This is a genomic window from Longitalea arenae, assembly GCF_016924755.1.
Classification (GTDB): domain Bacteria; phylum Bacteroidota; class Bacteroidia; order Chitinophagales; family Chitinophagaceae; genus Niastella; species Niastella arenae.
This window is the reverse complement of sequence record NZ_JAFFJX010000002.1, coordinates 969,029-987,194: the sequence shown is the minus strand read 5'-3', so window position 1 is coordinate 987,194 and position 18,166 is coordinate 969,029. Positions and strand designations below refer to the sequence as shown.

Sequence of the window (18,166 nt, the reverse complement as noted above, 5' to 3'; positions counted from 1 at the left end):
TCAGGTGGGCTTTGCCGATAATTGACCTGACAGATTAAAAATAAGAATTATTTGAAACTTACCCGTTGAGCAGGAAGCATTTTTTTAATGTAGCAAATCGCCGCTCCAGCCAGCAAACGGCAATTCCTGGCGGAAAAACTTTTTTCCAGCCAGGAAAGGTGGATCTTCAGCAGGAAATCGTAAAACCTCTCTGGAAATCATAAAACCGGGTAGGAAATCAGAAAACCGGATGGCCTGTAAGGTTTCCCGACGGGAATTCTCAAAACTCATTAGGGAACCTAAAAACGGGATGGGAATTCGCAATTCCTGTCAGGGAACCGGGGATTCCTGTGAGCAGATAGTAGAAAATACATTGATGGCAGGTACAATATGCGGGGTTGGCCTTGTAAATTGATGAACAGCAGCCCTCAACTGACAAATGGCGCCAATTATTTGATCGGGGCAGGATAGAATTTAATTGGCAGAACCTTAAACTTAGTCAACCGGGGACAAATAAACCTATTCCTTATTCCTTCCTACATTTGCATATGGATTCCCTTCGACCTTTGCTTACTTCCTACGCTTATAATATCCTCGGCTCTTACGAGGAAGCTAAAGATGTAGTGCAGGATGTTATGCTTGAGATGATCAACCGCACTGGCGCCGACATTCAAAATCAAAAAGCCTACCTTACAAGGTCGGTGATCAATCGCGCCATCAATGCCCGCAACAGGTTACAGAAGATGCAAGCCGCTTACCCGGGTAACTGGTTACCAGAACCCGTCGCCACCGAAACGGCTGATGCCGGGTTGAATCAGCAAGACATTCTCTCCTACTCCCTCATGGTGTTGCTGGAAAAGCTGGATGCCAAACAAAGGGCCGTTTTCATCCTGAAAGAAGCATTCTCGTACGAACACGAAGAAATTGCCGAAGTGCTGGACATCAGCATTGAAAATTCAAGAAAAATACTCAGTCGAGCCCGGAAAGAGCTTCAGAATGTGACCGTTAACGAAAACGTGAAAACGCCTACCGAATACCTGGATAGATACATGGACGTTATCCGCAGCCGCGATATCAAAAAGCTGGAACAGCTGCTGAGCAGGGATATCGTATTGGTTTCTGACGGTGGTGGTAAAGCCGCAGCTGCCCTCAACCCGCTGATCGGGGTGGAAAGCGCTTCGTTGTTCCTGGCCGGTATCTTCAACAAATTCTACCACGACCGGCATTTTGAGTATGGACAAGTGAACCACCATCCTGCTATTTTCTACTTTGAAAATGAACAATTGGTGAACTGCCAGATCTTTGAGTTCCGGGATGGACTGATCCACCGGGTTTATCAGATGCGAAATCCGGATAAGCTGGCGGCACTGGCAGAACAAAGAAATAAAGCGATCTAAAAAATTTAAAAGCTGTCACACGGAGCTTCCCTTCTTTGTCATGTACGCCACCAAACTATATCTATCATGGAAAGAATTACCTTTAAAGAGGCTTCCGGCGTTTACAATGCACTAAAGCAGGGACAAAATTATGTAGACAATTGCGGACTGGATCATAAAATGGTTGAGTTGATCTACCTGCGGGTGTCCCAGATCAACAGCTGTGCCTATTGCCTGGATATGCATTATAAAGAAGCGATCCATGCCGGCGAATCACCCCTGCGCCTGATCTCGGTCTCAGCCTGGCGTGAAACTGATTACTACTCACCTAAAGAACAGGCAGCGCTGGCTTTTGCAGAATTACTCACCCATATGCCCGCAGAAGAGAACAGCGATGCCATACATGATGAATTGAAAAAACACTTCAGCAAAGACGAGATCGCCGACCTTACTCTGGCTGTAATTCAGATCAATTCCTGAACCCGGCTGGTCCGTTCATTCGGACCAAAGCCGGGACAGTATAAAGTACTTGAGGCTGCAGCTACCGTTTAGCAAGTTTTTCGTTTATGGTTCAATAAAAAAGCAAGGTAAAAGGGTTGAAGGTGATCGGCGCATGCAGGGATGAACAATAACTCTTCGGTTTACATATGTCTTACATCGAAAGAGATATTAGAGATCCTCAAATGTGATCACTTTCACCCTTTCATGCTGCGCTCCTCCTGCAATCCCTACCTGTCATCCTCCCTTTTTCCTGATCGCGTAAATGGATTTCCCTTATTTGAAACCCGCGCCGGTACTGCCGGGCTACTTTTGCTTTCCCAACACCGATACCTGGGAATTACACTGATATTTAAAATCATTAATACCTTATGTGTTCATACCAGACCTTGTTTCATGACGATGAAAGCGGTTATGTGATCCTATGCCGGGGATGCGATTCCATTCAGGTGGCATTCGGCAATTTGTTGTTAACCTGGAACCGTGCCGACTTCTACGATTTTTTCCGCTTTATAAAGCGCATGTTCAACGAAACACCGGTGGATGCAAGCGGCATCAACAGAAAGACCCTGGCCATTCCTGTTCCCTGCGACGGTGTTCGTATGCTACTTAGTATACGGGAATTGCAACAGCTGCATCATATGCTTGACCTCGCTGAAACGGAGTTACAATCACAGCAGTTAATGAGTTTACTGAGCGGAGAATAGATACAATAAAACAGTTTTGCGTTCCAATCTGAAAAATAAGTTCCCAATGAATAGGTTATCTTTTGTTCTGGCTTTATTATTATTTGCCGCCTTCCCGGCTTTGGCCAATGATCCTGAAGACGGCTTTGGCATTATTAAAGGACGTGTTACAACAGCCGATGGCAAACCGGCAGCTGCTGTTACAGTAGTGCTCAAGGGCACCAAAAAAGCAGCCGTTACCGAAGAGAACGGTACATTTTCCCTGCATCATGTAAAAGCAGGTAATTATGAGCTGGAGATCTCACAGGTAGGTTATGAGACGATCGTACAGGCAGTACAGGTAGATGGCAATGGAGTAACCGCGGTTTCCATTCAATTAAAGATCTCTTCCAGGGAATTGCGTGAAGTGGTGGTAACCAGTGGCCGTAACCGCTTTGGGATAACCAGCAGTGACTATGTTTCAAAAATGCCTTTGAAGAACATAGAAAATCCACAGGTATATACCAGCATTTCGAAAAACCTGCTGAACGAGCAACTGGTATTTTCGGTGGACGATGCCTTGCGAAATGCCCCCGGCGTTCAGAAAATGTGGGATGCTACCGGCCGCAGCGGTGACGGCGGCGGTTTTTATAATATGCGTGGTTTTATTGTACAAAGCACCGTACGAAATGGTATTGCCGGTAATGTTTCAGGGCTTACCGACGCTGCCAACCTGGAGAAACTGGAAGTGATCAAAGGACCATCAGCCACTTTATTCGGCAATGTAGTTACCTCTTATGGCGGTATCATGAACCGGGTCACCAAAAAGCCATATGATCATTTTGGTGGTGAGGTGAATTATTCCACCGGCAGTTTTCAGTACAACCGCCTGAGCGTTGATATCAATACGCCCCTTGATTCCGCTAAAAATGTATTATTACGGGTAAATGCGGCCTACAGAACAGAAGGCAGCTTCATGGATAATGGCTTTAACAGGGGATTTGTGCTAGCTCCCAGCCTAGCCTATAAAGTCAATGACAAATTGAACTTTTTACTGGATGCAGAGTTTTACAGCGGACAGAACACCGGTTTAAACGTATTCTTTTTCCCTTACAAGCAACCCGTTTCAGCGTTGGGCGTTAACAAAGCCGATCAGTTGAATATCGATTACAAACGTTCTTACGCAAGCGAAGACCTGTACCAGACGTCGAGGAACATGAATTTCTTCGGCCAGATGAACTATGCCATTTCAGAAAGTTGGAAATCACAAACTTCTCTCTCTGTTACCAATGGTTATTCTGATGGCCCGTCGCCTTATTTTTACCTCTTGTCGACCGGCGCTGTAACCGGCACCGGTGAAGCGGGTAATGGTTATATTTCCCGGAATGATCAATATACCGATAACAGTAAGGACCAGGTGATAGAACTGCAGCAGAATTTTATTGGTGAATTTGCGATCGGCCGTTTCCGGAACCGCTTTGTGGGCGGTCTGGATTTTACCCACCATTTTACTGACCAGTTCTTTGGCGGCAATACATACGATACCATTTCTGCCCTGAACCAGGAGAATCTAGCGGAAGCAGCCTATCAAAGCAAATACCGCAGCTTTAACCGCACCAATATGGATAAGTTATACCAGGAAGAAGGCGATGACTTTACCTACCCCATGAATTTTATTGCCAATTCGTATAGTGCCTATGTTAGCGATATGTTCAACATCACCGACAACCTGATGGTGCTGGCAGCATTACGCCTGGATCATTTCAATAATCGCGGTCCGGCTGATAATGTAACGGGAACAGCTGTTAACCGCGTACCGTTTAGCCAAACATTCCTGTCGCCCAAATTCGGTATCGTATACCAGCCCGTGAAAGACCAGGTCTCGCTTTTTGCGAATTATCAGAATTCGTTCACCAATAAATACGGCGCCAGGGATCCTAACAGAGACCCTGATATTAAAACAAATGACTTCAAACCCGAGCAGGCGAACCAGTTGGAAGGCGGCGTAAAACTGGATGTGCTGGATGGTAAAGTAAGTGCATCGGTAAGTGTTTATCAGATCAGGGTGACAGACGTGATCCGTCCCGACCCCAATAACGCCAATATCTCCATCCAGGATGGTACACAGATCAGCAAAGGTATCGATGCCGAAGTGGTTGCAAGTCCGATAGAAGGATTGAGCCTGGTGGCGGGAATGTCGTACAACGAATCAGAACTTGAAAAGGCAGACGATAAAAATCTGGAAGGAATGCGCCCGGGTACAGCCGGTTCACCCTGGTTGGCCAACTGGTGGATCAGCTATCGCCTGCAAAGCCCCCGGTTAAAAGGATTAGGAGCCGGTTTTGGCGGTAATTACGCCAGTGAGAATAAGATTATCAATAGCAAAGACCTGGGCACTTTCATCCTCCCCGAGTATACAGTGTTGAATGCATCTGTGTTCTATGACCAACCGAAGTTCAGGATCTCGGTGAAAATGGACAATCTTACCAATAAGAGATACTGGGTGGGTTATACCACTGTTAATCCCCAAAAGCTCAGGAATTTCGCCGCCAGCATAGCGTTCAAGTTTTAAGCTATTACCTGAACAGATAGTAAGCATAAGCATGGCACGGTTTCTCAAAAGGAGCCGTGCCATGCTTTTTTATGCCCTTCGAACCCTTATGCCGGTTAGCAAAGCGCGCTTATTTCCCTTACAATAAACGCCGACCTAACCCATAGGGCTAAGTAAATGCCTTTATGCGTTCCGGGCATTAATCATCAAACTGCCGAAGCAGTATGTTCAAAATTTGCAAAGGGGGTGCCGGGGACTGTATTTTTACATCGTTATAACAATCCAATGCAAATGAAACCGAAGCCTGATCCGAACCCTAAAGAAACAAAACCCCGAATGATCTGAACCGTATCCTGAACCTGACTTAGCAGCAAGATCCGATGATCTTGAACAAAAACCGAAACCTGGCCTATGAAACTGAATCCTGACCTGAACAGTAGCCACTAAACCCTGAATATAACCTGAACGATCCGTACCCTTTGAGGGCTGATTTGTAGCAATCCCTAAACCCGAACAGCGATCAAGCAGCAAAATCCAATGAAATCCTGAGCAAAACCGACCGAACCCTATGAACTGAAACCGATCCTGAACTGACACCAGTAGACCTGACATAATTCGAATTGAACCGTACCCTTTGAGGACTGATTTGCAGCAATCCCTAAATCCCGAACCTGTACCTTTTGAGAACTGATTTGTAGCAATCCCTGAATCCCGAACCCGAGCCTGTTGAGGACTGATCTGTAGCGATCCCTAAACCCTGACCCTTGAAAACGAGCCTGACCGGCACTGGTAGACTTAAAAGATTTGAATTGAACCGTACCCTTTGAGGACTGATTTGCAGCAATCCCTAAATCCCGAACCTGTACCTTTTGAGAACTGATTTGTAGCAATCCCTAAATCCCGAACCCGTACCTTGATGAAAAGCCGTATCCTGTGAACCCTAAGTACAACCGTATCCTGAAAATGATCACCAGACCCTTTGAAACAAAAACCCGACCCTTTGAAACGATCCGAAATCCGATCATCCGTAGAAAAACCCAAGGCCGTGGGGCTCATTTGTACCCTTTGATGCACGTTGTCCATAATCCGTATTCCGTACCTAGTAACCCGGTTTGAAGCGAGATCCAATTTTATGAAAGACCAGAATCAATGATCCTTTTGGAAACCATCCAAAGAGATTGTCCCGACTATAAGTCGGGATTTTTTTTGCTATTATTTTTTTGTTATATTCGTTTCGGAATTTTATCTTCGGTTCCTGATAGGCGATAGACCGGTAGCCAAGCTCTCCAACCAGCATAAGGCTAAAGCTTCTGATTGTAGAATACAACCTTTACAAAAATCGATGGTGGTTAAATGTGTTTGAATAACATGTTTTAGGCTGAATGCATATGCGCTGCGTTAGGTCATGAAGAAACAACATTATTGTTATATAGGATAAATCAATAAGTCGGCACGCACAGAGAAGCATAAATGGACTGTATTCGAGTGTGAGGTACAGGCTGAAATTATATTTATGCTTCTGTCAACACGCCCTGTTTTTGCGCAGGGCGTGTTTTGTTTAGAATAGGCCGGCTCAAATAACATCATCGGCCCAGCCTGTTTGGGTAGCTTTTACTTTTTTTGCAAATATTTCTCCATTTACAGCCAGCTTTGATTGCGGTGTGGATGTTCCGATACCTCCATTATCGGAAGCATCTTTAATCAATCTTTGATTACCGGTAGTATTGCCACCCGTAAACATTCATATAACACCCGAAGTGTTATCTGCCGTAATGCCATCATAAAGATAAGGCCAGGGCGCGTTCGTCAATTACCGGTTTGTGGTATTGCATCATATTTCTTATACGATTTAATATAAGACAGTAAAGAATCGATCTTGTAATCATTTGGTAATATTTGTGAATGATAATCTTCCTTCCTTAGTTTATTAAAAATTTTTAATAAATCCCTTCTATCATATTTGCTCATCCTCTCTAAGGAAGGCTGATGCAAAGTATTATCACCTGTAAGATGACAGGTTAAGCAAGCCTTATCATAATAATTTTTACCTGCTTCTTTTAGATCAGATGACTGGTCATTTGTACAAGACGTTAAAATTAAACTAATAACGTATGGCAAAATTTGCTTACCTGCTTGTTTGAATTCCATTTTTACTTATTGTTTTTTCTAATTCATCCTTACTACTTGTCGAAAACTTCTCTTTTTCCTGTGACCAGGGTTTGGGATTATTAAGTTTTTGTAGCAAGAAGTTAGGAGTTAATAAATTACTAAACCAAAGATCAGTAATCAGCTGTTTATCGGTCAGCGAATTGTTAATATACTTGTAGTCCATCAGATTTGGGGTGCCATAGTCGCCTGGCTTTTTGTTCCAGAAATGTGAAACCCCTAATGAGTGCGCAAGTTCATGCAAGGCTGTATGAAGCTGAGCATCAACTTTCATGTTAGCGATTTCTTCTACACCTACGGTAGCAATTCTATTGCCATTTGATACTCCAATGGGTGTTATCATGGGATGACCTTCAATATCTACCGAAGGCCTTGGCGTATAACCATCAACAATTGCAAGCACATGTGCATCATCCCGTATTTTTTCTTTACTGTCGATCAATTCAATTTGTACAGTCACATTAAAGTCATAAGTCCATTGGGCTTCACGAGGTTTGCCGGTATGGATCAACTTATTCGATGCTGTTCCCTTGCCTCCAACACGCATGTCTACATCAGTTGTTACGGAATAAGTTGCCGGTGTATTTAAAATGTCAGATAATCCACCTTTAACTTTACTTATATAGTCGTAAATATATAAATCCTTAGTTGCTTTTGCCGACAGGTTTATGACCTGGATCTTGACGACTATATCCCCTGTAACCTTAAATTTAGAAGTGCCCCTTTCTTTGGTAACAATGATATTGGATGGCTCTACAGAATTTCCATCAGGATCGATGTAGAGTATTGGATTTCCTGCCGCATAACTATATGGGCTATGTGATGGATAGGACGATGATTTGTAATCAACACTTAACAGTTTCCCAATTCTTGGATCGTATACTCTGTCGCCAAAATCAATACTGTTGCCTTCGCCCTTCATTTCATTGTCATTTTCTTTTCCATTGAATCCATACCGGTAATTACTCATACTCCATTTTCTGCCTGGCATTAACATGCCCGACGAATAATAATCCTGTGTAGTTGTAACATCAGCTTCATAATGGTCTGCCACAGAACTGTTTTCCGAAGAAGGCACTGCAATTCTCTTGTCTGTAACAGTGGCTAGAATATTGCCTAAATGATTGCTTAATTCATAGGTTGTTTTCCCAAATATAGTCCATTCGCCTGAGCCATCGGTAGTGTTAATGTTGATACCGGGGGCCCACATGCCAAGGCGTTTGTTGCCATATAAATGCTGTTCTTTCCACCATATTCCTGCCTGGTTATTCTGCATGTCACTGTAAATTCCCAAACTGTTGCCCTGGGCATCGCGGGTATACCAGGTGGTATTGGTTGTGGTATTCCCTCCCTCATTCACCGAAACAGTTTTCCTGACCCGGTTCCCTGCAGGATCATATGAATACGTAATAGTGGTAATTTTATTGGTTTCTGTTTTTGTAATGCTCTTTATTTTTCCATATACAGTCCATGTGATATCGGTAGTGGCATTTGCAACCTGGTCCTTAACTAAGTTGCCAATTTTGTCATACTGGTAGTTTGTTTGATTGTCAATGTCCTCGATTCCATTAAGTGCCTGTGTAAACTTGTTCTCCGGAACATTATCGCCAACCTGGTGCAACTGGTTATTGACCTTATACCCCAGATTATTTACCGGATCAATCAATTCCGGGTAAACATAGGTCAAATTATCCATTAAGGCATCTGTATTGCCAGGGTTGATAATCCCATTTCGTTTATAAGCTGTAATGTTGCCATTAGCATCGTATGTGATATTTTCTCCGTACGTATTATCGGTTGCCTTTGTATTATTGTGCCAGGTAGTTGTAGAAGCCAGCAATGGATGATAATGCGTTGCTTTTAGCCTGTTCAACTGGTCGTAACGGTATGAATATCCAATTGGATCTCCGTTCCTGAATTTACTCAGGGCAACTGTTGTATTACTTATATTTCCGTTGAACAATTCATTACCGCTTGCATCACTAAGTTGTGCGTTGTAGTTCAAAGAGAATGCATTTGCACCTGTTCCGATTGGCTTGTAATCATTGTTATAATAGCCAAGCGAATACGCCATCACATCCCGGGCAACTGGGTTGTCATCATTACCCATTTCATTCATTGCATTTAATTTATCGCCGTTGATACCTTTCGTCCAGCCCTGCAGGGTATACGCATAATCCAATCCCTGCACCTTGTTATGTCCTAACTCAATACGTGCCTGCGGCCCATGAAGATAATATTGATAGAACGCATCTAACCGGCCATCTAAAAGGTAACTGCCTCCATGTGGTTTTACCATTGCCGCAACACCAGAGAATGCCTCCGTTAATTGGTTGTTGGCGTCATATTTAAATGAGTAATAGAACTGATCATTTTTGCCATTTTGATATGAAATAAAATTCGGTTTTGAATTTACCAGGTCATATTCATAGTCAAGCCGTTTGAGATCGAGCCCTTCTACCTGTTGCCACAAAGTTTTAACATTTCCCGTAAGATCATAACTGTAATAGGACGCCTGTACAACCGGACCGGTTTCTAATTCTTTAAATAAACTGGCACTGATCCGCTTGCGTAAATTGTCCTGTAGTAAAGCTGTTTGTACGCCATTACCTGTTGGTACCTGATCATATATGGTGGAAGTGATCTGGGTATTGGTTCCACTTGCCTGGAACTCATCAATTGTTAATTGTTCAAGGTAGCCAGGAGCCGACAATGCTTCCCCATTTACCTTTTCTCCTACTTCTGTTATTTGACCTAATTTGTCATATTCCGTATACATATACCTGTTAGGATTGATATTGTTATGAGGCGTTCTTTGTTCTTCATTTTGTGATGCGATCAGCCGGCTCAACCTGTCGTACCAGAAGTAACTTGCCCCTCCATCAGGAGATTTTATCTGAACGAAATTATTGGAACTGTTAAACGCATAACTCGTCGTCAACCGATGCCTTGGATAAATACCCTGTACTGCATAATCGAGCGGTACTACGTCCGCAACAGGCGCTGCCGGAGTGGTTGTCCAGGTATAGTTTGCTGACAGGTGAACCGGTATATGCGCGCAGGTTACATCATACACATCGCTTCCATCTTCCCGGCTCATGGGCCAGTAAGCAACCAGGCCATTCGTAGATGGTGCTATACTACGGCGATAGTCGGCATTGATCTCAGCCTGGGTACGGGCAATATTCCAGATCCGTACTTCATCGAGTCCTCCGGTCATAGTACCATATGGTCCCGTGCAGAAATTATAGCTGGGATTTATCGTGCTTTTTGTACTTTCCACCCCGGATTTTACAAACTGTCCATCGATGTATAACGAGGGTACTTTATTATTGTACACTACTGCAATATGTTTCCAGCCGGTAATTGTTCCCTGCCATACCAGCAATGGCGGCATATAGGAATCTGCATTTTCATATACGCTTACGCCATTTGTACCAACTGATATACCCATGCCTGCTGTTCCGCTGGCTGCCGAATATTGAGTTGGGTAAATAGCGTATTTCTGCCCCGACATACCTGCTGTACCGGTTTGCGATTCTGCATCAATTTCATGGGGCGCATCCGGGTTTACCCACATTTCCACGGTAAATGTATTGGTAATACTGCTGAATGAATTGGTTTGGCTTCCATTCAAATTACCACGCGCGTTTAATGCGCCGCGATTACCTACCTGACGGGTATTGGCGGTGTTGTTACACATGCTGGGCAGGTTAAACCGCCCCCATACTATTAGCGGACTGGTACTAACCGACAACTGTCCTTCCGGCGCCTGGCATTGATTATAAAAATCGGCGCTTATCTCCGGGTCGGTTAATAACCGGTCATACAAACGAATATGTTTGAGCTCACTTACCACATCAGCTGGTACGGTGGGGCCACTTGAGATTTCCCATTCAAACGGGTAAGGAGGCAGTGTTGAGCCGGGTAATAAAGTCAATTTATGGTTGTCGAGATATAAGGTCCACTGTCCACCGGCGAAATCAGTAGCCTGTTCTACCACCAGGTGCGACCAGCGCTGTACCTGAATCGTACTTATATCTGCTACTGCATTATTGGAAAGCGTAATGCTAATATCTCCATTGGTTCCTGGTTGCAGGGAATATAACTCAACCCACAGCTTATTATCAGCAATAGCTGCCTGGTAAAAAAACCTGTTATCAGGAGTTACAAACCGTACATGACGGGTAGGGCCACTGCCATTGAGCCACAGCTCGAGCGATTTGCCATTGCCGCTTTGCAGGGCTGTGCTGATCCTGCTCAGGGCTATTGATTTAGTTTCTGTAGCTGCGCTATTAAACGCACTGCAATCAACTACATTTCCCTGCTTCCGGTATTCATCTACCAGCGGTAGTTCCTGCTCGGTCAGGGGCCGTACACCTTCCGGTGAAACCGTACGGATGAGATTGCCTGCCTGATCATAATAATATAACGTGTAATGATAGGTTTGCTGTTCCGTTGTTATTTGTGCGCTTCCCTGTGTTTGTGAGCACACCTTAATGTATTCAACTCTGAATTTACGTTTCTCTTCTTCAATATACACAACATAATCACGCTGTCCATTGATGATAGCTGATTCAACGAGCGATTTCAAACATACATACTGGTCTACTGCCACTTCAGTGTACGGTACATTATTACACAGAATGGCCGACTGATTTGATTGTAATTTGGTTTCATAGTCAAGGTACCGGTGGTATGCCATAGAGAAGCCCCAGCGGTGATTCAGGAAATTGGTCAATAGATCCGGATAGTTCTCATGGTTTACATCGAGGTTACCTCCCATTTCGGTGGCCAATTCGGCTTTTGCATTATCATAATCTGCTTTGGTAATGCACCCAACTGTTCCCGGCTCCATGAACACGGGTAACGGTATATCTTCTTCCAGGATGTACCGGCAATTGTTACATGATTTCACAAGCATATTCAACTGAGTGCTTGTGAGGTTCATGGCATCACCGTATTTATTCTTCAGGTAGTTGTACAGGAGGTTACTGCCTCCGGCATCTGTAATCAGTTGTTGCAAACGGGTGCACAATGAGGCATTGGTATTGCCAAGCGTTTTTGATACCGATTGTTGTTTGGGGGCATATGGATGCGGTTCATCTATCAACCAGGGGTTACACGTCATCGTAAGTGCACTTAAACCCAGTACCTCTATGATCGCCTGTTTAAAGGAGGCGGTGCCGGTAGCGCCGGGACGAATCGTGCTGGAACCATATGGATGATCTATATCCCCTCCGTTCATACATACCTGAATCAGTTTGGTTCTTAAGGCATTTTCCTGGCCGGGATACAGGAGCAAACATTTTTCAAGTTGCTGTATCCATTTGTCGGCCTGCGCTTCGCAACTGGTTTGTATCTGCCCGCTGATGAGGGCGTTGTTCTCATCCTGTATAGCCTGCAGATCCTGGTTATAGTTATAATTAAATTCAGGGAAGCGTGATTTTTTAATTTTAAATTCATTGGGGCAGGTGGCCGACAGAGTTGTTATTGCCGCATCAGATGAGGAGGCGCTAAGGGGTTGCAAATTTTTGCCTGTACGCTTGTTCTCTGGTTTTGCAACAGCCTTTGGCATATAGGTGGCTACCCATACATCACGGAAATGGCTGTATACATTTTTGCCTGTAGTAAGAGAAAAAATTCGCCTGTAACGATATATGCCAAAATCTTTTACCCTGGCCGGTCTGGTCATGCCACTATCGGTTCCCCTTCCCTTCTGCCACGTTGCCTTGTCTTTTTCACTGGTTTTCTTTACGAGGTATATTGAATGGTCGTTATAGTCTTTTATTACATGTGTTTCGGCGGTCTCATATTGTTTTCGAAGTACAGTTAAATCAGATTGACCTGATTGCATAGTCGAAAAAATTGTTTGGCACTCATAGACGTACACATTTTTCCAGTATTCATGTGGTTGTCCGTTATTAAAATAAAACCAGGCACACTGATCTCCGGTAAAAGCCATATATCCTGCTGAGTTAACGTCCGGCCCACAAGGATAAGGGGGTGGATAGTTGGGATCATAAGGTGATACATGATATTCATAAAGCTCCATTCCGTCAGTCCAGGAATAATAGCCTCCACCTCCTGAGCTTACCGCAAAACCCTGAACGCCGTTGCAGGTAGAACCCGGCGGACAATACAGTACCGTAGCATTGTAAAAAGTCTGCGTAGTTCCGTTCACTGTTACATTGAAGCAGGGAAACCAGTCGCGTACAGGATTTGAACAATAACTGCTTCCTCCAGGATTGTAATTTGATGGCGTATTGGGAAAAACCTGGTACACGGCTGTATTGTACAACTCATATACATTGGTAGCCAGTTGAGATTTTGCATAAATATTTTGTTCGCCCCATGCACAAATGCTGCAGGAATTAATACTGGCGTCAACGAATGTTAATGTATTACCACCAACAGCTACTTTGATACAGGGTTTATAATCGGGGCTATATTCGCATTCAGGAGCAGTACCACCGCCATTTCTAAGCGTTACATAATAGTATCTGCCATTCGCATAAAACTTATAGGGGCTTAACTGGCTTTCCATCGTGTATACCGGCGCATTCGCGCAGAAGTCGCGTGAACAACCAATTACCCAAACGTTATAGTATTCATAGGGCGTATTGGAACCAGGCATGAAGATCCTGTAACATTTATGGAATTCTTTAATGGTTATAGTTCCGTTCGTACAATAAGCAGCGTCGGCCGGCGGCTGATTTTCTTGTCCGGGTACGATGGTATATATAGTTTCAGTACCGGAAGCGCTTACGTCTGAGAACTTGTTGGCGGATAATTTTTGGGCAAGGTTTTGTAACCGGTATTCACAGCATTTACCGGCGCAGGAGGTATTGTTCCTTACGATCTGGTAATATTTTTGTTTCAGCTGGAAATACATGTCTTTATACTGGTTCCATTCTTTATCGGGTACACGGCAATTGGCCACCGGCGAACAGTCATTCCAGCTATTACCTGCAGGGTTTGAGTTGGTGCTTCCATCCACGTCGGCACAATACATCAGGTAATCAATTACCGCTGTAAGGCCTTTTACATTGGCGCCAGCTGCGGTCACATTCATTATATTAGTGCTGAAATAGTTCAGATCAGCTTCCATCTGGCTTCTGTACGCAGCACCGGGCGCGCCGTTCCTGAAGAACGGATCCTGGGCCAGTAACCAGGCCCCATTTGTATATGAATAGGCTAATCCGCTGGTGCCTGGTATATTGGGAATGTCGGCTGCTTTATTAATAAACTGCTGCACCTGGTCGTCCCACATTATGTAATTGCTGTTGGCATTACAAAAATCAAGTTTACACTTCTCTGGGTGGAACTGGAGGAATTTGGTCGCCCATTCATCTTTCCAGTATCTGATCAGCATTTCCAGTGTAAAATTACCATCGTATGGCGAAGTGGTATTGCCATTTTCATCGGTAAATTTTTCTGCTTCATATTCTGTAGTTCCCGGAACTCTTGCCGGAAAGATGCCTGTTTGGGGCGTTGGCCGCCAGTTTTGAGCAATTACGTTTGTATTCGGTTCAAGTGTTGTAAAGGGTTCAAAGCTGAAGAGCGCATACTGCCCACCGGGTGATACATCTTCCAGCATCGCCTTCTCATATTTAGAACAGGAAGATACCATACAGGTAGCTCTCAATGCCAGGCAGTTGCTGCGTAAAGTATTGTATAAGCCGGAGATGTAGGTATATATTTCCGGTGATATCTGCGCTGGCTCATAACCATATTTCCCGAATGTGGTTACAACTGCCTGGGTGAATTGCGCTTCAGTGCCCAGAGCGCCTTCGCAGGTATTACATTCATTAAAACAACCATTGATATCCAGGTCTTTCAGATAATCGAAAATAAAGTCCATTTCAGTCTTCAGCGAATGATTATCATTCCTTTGTCGGATATAAGCGTTGGTATAATCCTCAATTACTTTTCTACTCAGTGTGAGTTCAAAACTGATATAGTATTCGCCTATGTTCTTGAAATCACAGCTGAATGGTTGATAGGTTTGCGGGGTGTAGTTACAATTGCCCGTTTCTGTTCCTATTTTGATGGGCGTGGTAATGGAATAAACAGGCGTTCCGCAATCATCCGTTATTCGAATATTCATTTCGTAGAAACAATTGCTGCACACCTGGAAAGCGGCGCCTTGTTTGCTGGTGCCCTGATAGGTATATACCAGCTCCTGAATATTATAATTAAAAACAGCAGTGGCGTTTTCTACCGATGACAGGTAAGTTGTTTTTGCCTTCAGGCTTAATGCTGTAGCGTCAAATACAAATTGTTGCGGGCGCAGGATGGTGAAAGTTTCCTGTTTCTTGCCGGGGTTCGATGGCAAAGCATCCATCCCGTCTGCTGCCTTCCCTGTGAGGGCGGTGGCAATGGTTTTTCCAGCAGCATTGATATAGCTTACACTGATCTGTCCGTTGGGATCCACCACCATATTTTTCTGATAGTGATTGGCATAACCTACATCGTTCCCAAACAAGCGGTCCAGTTCCCAGGTTTCGGGTTTGCCATAATAATATTTGGTTACATGACGATCAGTTGCGCCCGGTTGAAATTTGGGACCTACCCCACCCTGTACGCGAATGCGACCGGTATTGTCATTGGTAAATTGAGTAACAGATATTGGATATCCTTCGGCCTTTGGGATGTAGTTATTATATTTCCGGCGTGCAGTAGCCCAGGGATCGTCAGGAGAAGGTGAACTTAATGGAAGAAAAGGGTTTTGCGCAGAATAATAACGCGCCGCACCGCTATTCTCGTTCAGTGGGGCCGGAATAGTTTCACAACCTGTACCTGGTTGGTTTAAATTCCGGTAATCGTATGTAGTATTGTTTATGTTTCGGTTAAAATTGGGAAAGAAATGAAATTTATCATCATCTGTAGGCGCTGGTAAAATATCGGCTGCCGCCCGGCCAAACTCATCATATACTTTTTCCTGTACAACCGCTACCTGATCACTATTATTAATAGTTACCAGTTGACGGTTACGTAATGAACCATCAAAATAGCTCAGTATTTCTTTCTTTTTTCCTTCTTCAGCAAAAGTGGCGGAATATTCCCAGTTCAATTTTTCTTCGTGCCAGCAGTCAATGGGCCAAAAGCGGTATGCGCCGGAAACCTGGTAAGTCCAGGGCGCTTCATCGCGATATCCGTCAGTATTATAGTGAACCTGCCGGATGCGCACCATAATGTATTTCGCATTATACGCCATGGTTACATAATAGGTCTGTTCATGCGTAGTGATGCGGGTAGCATTATTGCGGAACAGTTCATTCAGCACCTCATTCGGCACAGCCTGATTATTCATTACCTGGTTGAGGACGCCCTGTTGCTCGGTTCCCTCATCAAAAACGGCCCATTCCAGGTCGTATTCTTCGGCACCGGGTAAATCAGTCCAGGCGACATACAGCCAATAACAGTTAATGGTATTGGGAGGCATCGATGCTGCCATCATCTTCATGTTATTGCCCGCCTCTGTTGTGGTATTGGTAATAATACTACCGTTAAAATCGATGGGTTGCTCAGGGTGAAATTTATATTGCCTGTCAATCACTACCTGGTTGGTCAGCTGTAATACAGGTGGTATGTTCTCCCCCATTTCGGGACTGCTGATATTGTTTACCGTGATCTTCACCAGGTAGCCATTGCTGAACGAATAAACGTCTTTGGCTTTGTAAGTAGCGCCGGTATCCGGTGAAAAATTCACCTTTAATTTTACACTGTTGATGACCATTGGTTCCGCCTGGTCGGGCGTTGAATAATATTCTATTTTCAGATCCACCTCGCAGGAAAACGGTTTATTCAATACTATCGGTGTGTCGTACGTGAGCTGCAGCGACACATAGTTCTTTACGGTGCGATTGGTGATCTCATTCCAGTCGAAATTCACGTTCCGGAATTTTTCATCTTTTACGATCAGCGAGTCACCTTTTTTTATAGCCCCTTTCAATTGATTTTGATAAGGTTCTACACCGGCCAATGCTGGCAAACTGCATATCACCGCAAGCAGTAAGAAGAGGAATTTGTTTACCCTGAATTGATGGATCATGAATATGGTGATTAGAAATGTGATCAGTTAGGTTAATTTGATTACTGGTTGATGAGCTCATAATCGATAAAGCCAGGCGCTGCCCGCCACTCATCGTTTTTCTTCTGAACAAACTTATGTAGCCCCAGGTATTTACCGGCTTCCGGATCGTCGTTCCAGTCTTTCACGGCCAGGGTGATCCATTTCTCTTTATCTACATTCATTGGGTCGGTAACCTCAGCCTGGCGGATAAAGATCTTTTTTACGTGTTTCACCACACTATCGTACTGCACAGTTAACTCTTTACAGCTTATGTGATTTGGATTCAGTAAAGTGATCGTTGAATACCTGTTGTTGCTGCTTTCTTTCGAAAATGTAAACCCTTCACTATTTATATATTCATACAGTTCATTCACTGGTAAACCCGGAGCCTGAAACGCCTTTTTCGCTTTGCTGATCAGCATTTTTTTAATGGCATGATCAACAAATAAATAGTTATTCTCACTATTAACAGTTTCTGTTAGCCCTATGCGCAGGTAAAACTGTTCGCCGTTTTTACACACCGTATAAGCAACGTCATTCATAGCATGCGCTGAATCTGTTCTGTCAATAGCGGTTAACGATCCGTTGAGGTAATAACTGGTATTTGTGCTGTCGAATGGTTTTAACCAGGCCATTAATTCATTCATCATGGCCACCTGCGCGGGGTCGGGTTGCTTACTGTCTGCAACCTTATTTTCTGATCCCGGCAGTTTGAACCACCATTTTTTTACATTGGATGTATTGGCTACAGCTATAACAACCATTACCGTTAAAGCCGATACAAAAAACAGCAGATATATTTTCCTGGTAGTACGCATAGTTTTACACTTTGATTTGTTTGCTGGCACACACT

Annotated in this window: 7 protein-coding genes; 4 read left to right on the top strand and 3 right to left on the bottom strand. The window is 44.0% G+C overall.

The window, feature by feature from the left end; genetic code table 11:
* The first annotated feature begins 527 nt into the window (after positions 1-527).
* The 4 genes from JT717_RS08610 to JT717_RS08595 all read left to right on the top strand — a co-directional run bounded on the left by JT717_RS08610 (position 528) and on the right by JT717_RS08595 (position 5,090).
* Positions 528-1,376, top strand: a complete 849-nt coding sequence (locus tag JT717_RS08610; protein ID WP_205509792.1) for a sigma-70 family RNA polymerase sigma factor — start codon at positions 528-530, stop codon at positions 1,374-1,376.
* Between the two features lie 66 nt (positions 1,377-1,442).
* Positions 1,443-1,835, top strand: a complete 393-nt coding sequence (locus JT717_RS08605; protein ID WP_205509791.1) for a carboxymuconolactone decarboxylase family protein — start codon at positions 1,443-1,445, stop codon at positions 1,833-1,835.
* A gap of 389 nt (positions 1,836-2,224) precedes the next feature.
* Positions 2,225-2,560 carry a DUF6686 family protein gene (locus JT717_RS08600; RefSeq protein WP_205509790.1) on the top strand — a complete coding sequence of 112 codons (336 nt, stop codon included), beginning with the start codon at positions 2,225-2,227 and terminating at the stop codon, positions 2,558-2,560.
* A gap of 46 nt (positions 2,561-2,606) precedes the next feature.
* Positions 2,607-5,090, top strand: coding sequence for a TonB-dependent receptor (locus JT717_RS08595; protein WP_205509789.1), 2,484 nt, complete (start codon positions 2,607-2,609; stop codon positions 5,088-5,090).
* 1,785 nt (positions 5,091-6,875) lie between these two features.
* Here JT717_RS08595 and JT717_RS08590 read toward each other — a convergent pair.
* Genes JT717_RS08590 through JT717_RS08580 form a run of 3 tightly spaced genes read right to left on the bottom strand, consistent with a single transcriptional unit; the run spans position 6,876 to position 18,131 of the window.
* Positions 6,876-7,217 (bottom strand): hypothetical protein, encoded by a 342-nt coding sequence (locus JT717_RS08590; protein ID WP_205509788.1) that lies wholly within the window; start codon positions 7,215-7,217, stop codon positions 6,876-6,878.
* The gene (locus JT717_RS08585) at positions 7,195-17,292 is read right to left on the bottom strand and encodes a LamG-like jellyroll fold domain-containing protein (RefSeq protein WP_205509787.1); all 10,098 of its coding nucleotides are present in this window, start codon (positions 17,290-17,292) and stop codon (positions 7,195-7,197) included. The genes JT717_RS08590 and JT717_RS08585 overlap by 23 nt, the downstream gene beginning before the upstream one ends.
* Before the next feature lie 41 nt (positions 17,293-17,333).
* A complete protein-coding gene (locus tag JT717_RS08580) occupies positions 17,334-18,131 on the bottom strand; it encodes a hypothetical protein (RefSeq protein WP_205509786.1) in 798 nt (265 codons plus the stop codon).
* Positions 18,132-18,166: the final 35 nt, after the last annotated feature.

Coding starts and splice junctions, on each gene's coding strand:
- JT717_RS08595 (WP_205509789.1), top strand. CDS start 2,607: ATGAATAGGTTATCTTTTGTTCTGGCTTTATTATTATTTGCCGCCTTC.
- JT717_RS08605 (WP_205509791.1), top strand. CDS start 1,443: ATGGAAAGAATTACCTTTAAAGAGGCTTCCGGCGTTTACAATGCACTA.
- JT717_RS08580 (WP_205509786.1), bottom strand. CDS start 18,131: ATGCGTACTACCAGGAAAATATATCTGCTGTTTTTTGTATCGGCTTTA.
- JT717_RS08600 (WP_205509790.1), top strand. CDS start 2,225: ATGTGTTCATACCAGACCTTGTTTCATGACGATGAAAGCGGTTATGTG.
- JT717_RS08585 (WP_205509787.1), bottom strand. CDS start 17,292: ATGATCCATCAATTCAGGGTAAACAAATTCCTCTTCTTACTGCTTGCG.
- JT717_RS08590 (WP_205509788.1), bottom strand. CDS start 7,217: ATGGAATTCAAACAAGCAGGTAAGCAAATTTTGCCATACGTTATTAGT.
- JT717_RS08610 (WP_205509792.1), top strand. CDS start 528: ATGGATTCCCTTCGACCTTTGCTTACTTCCTACGCTTATAATATCCTC.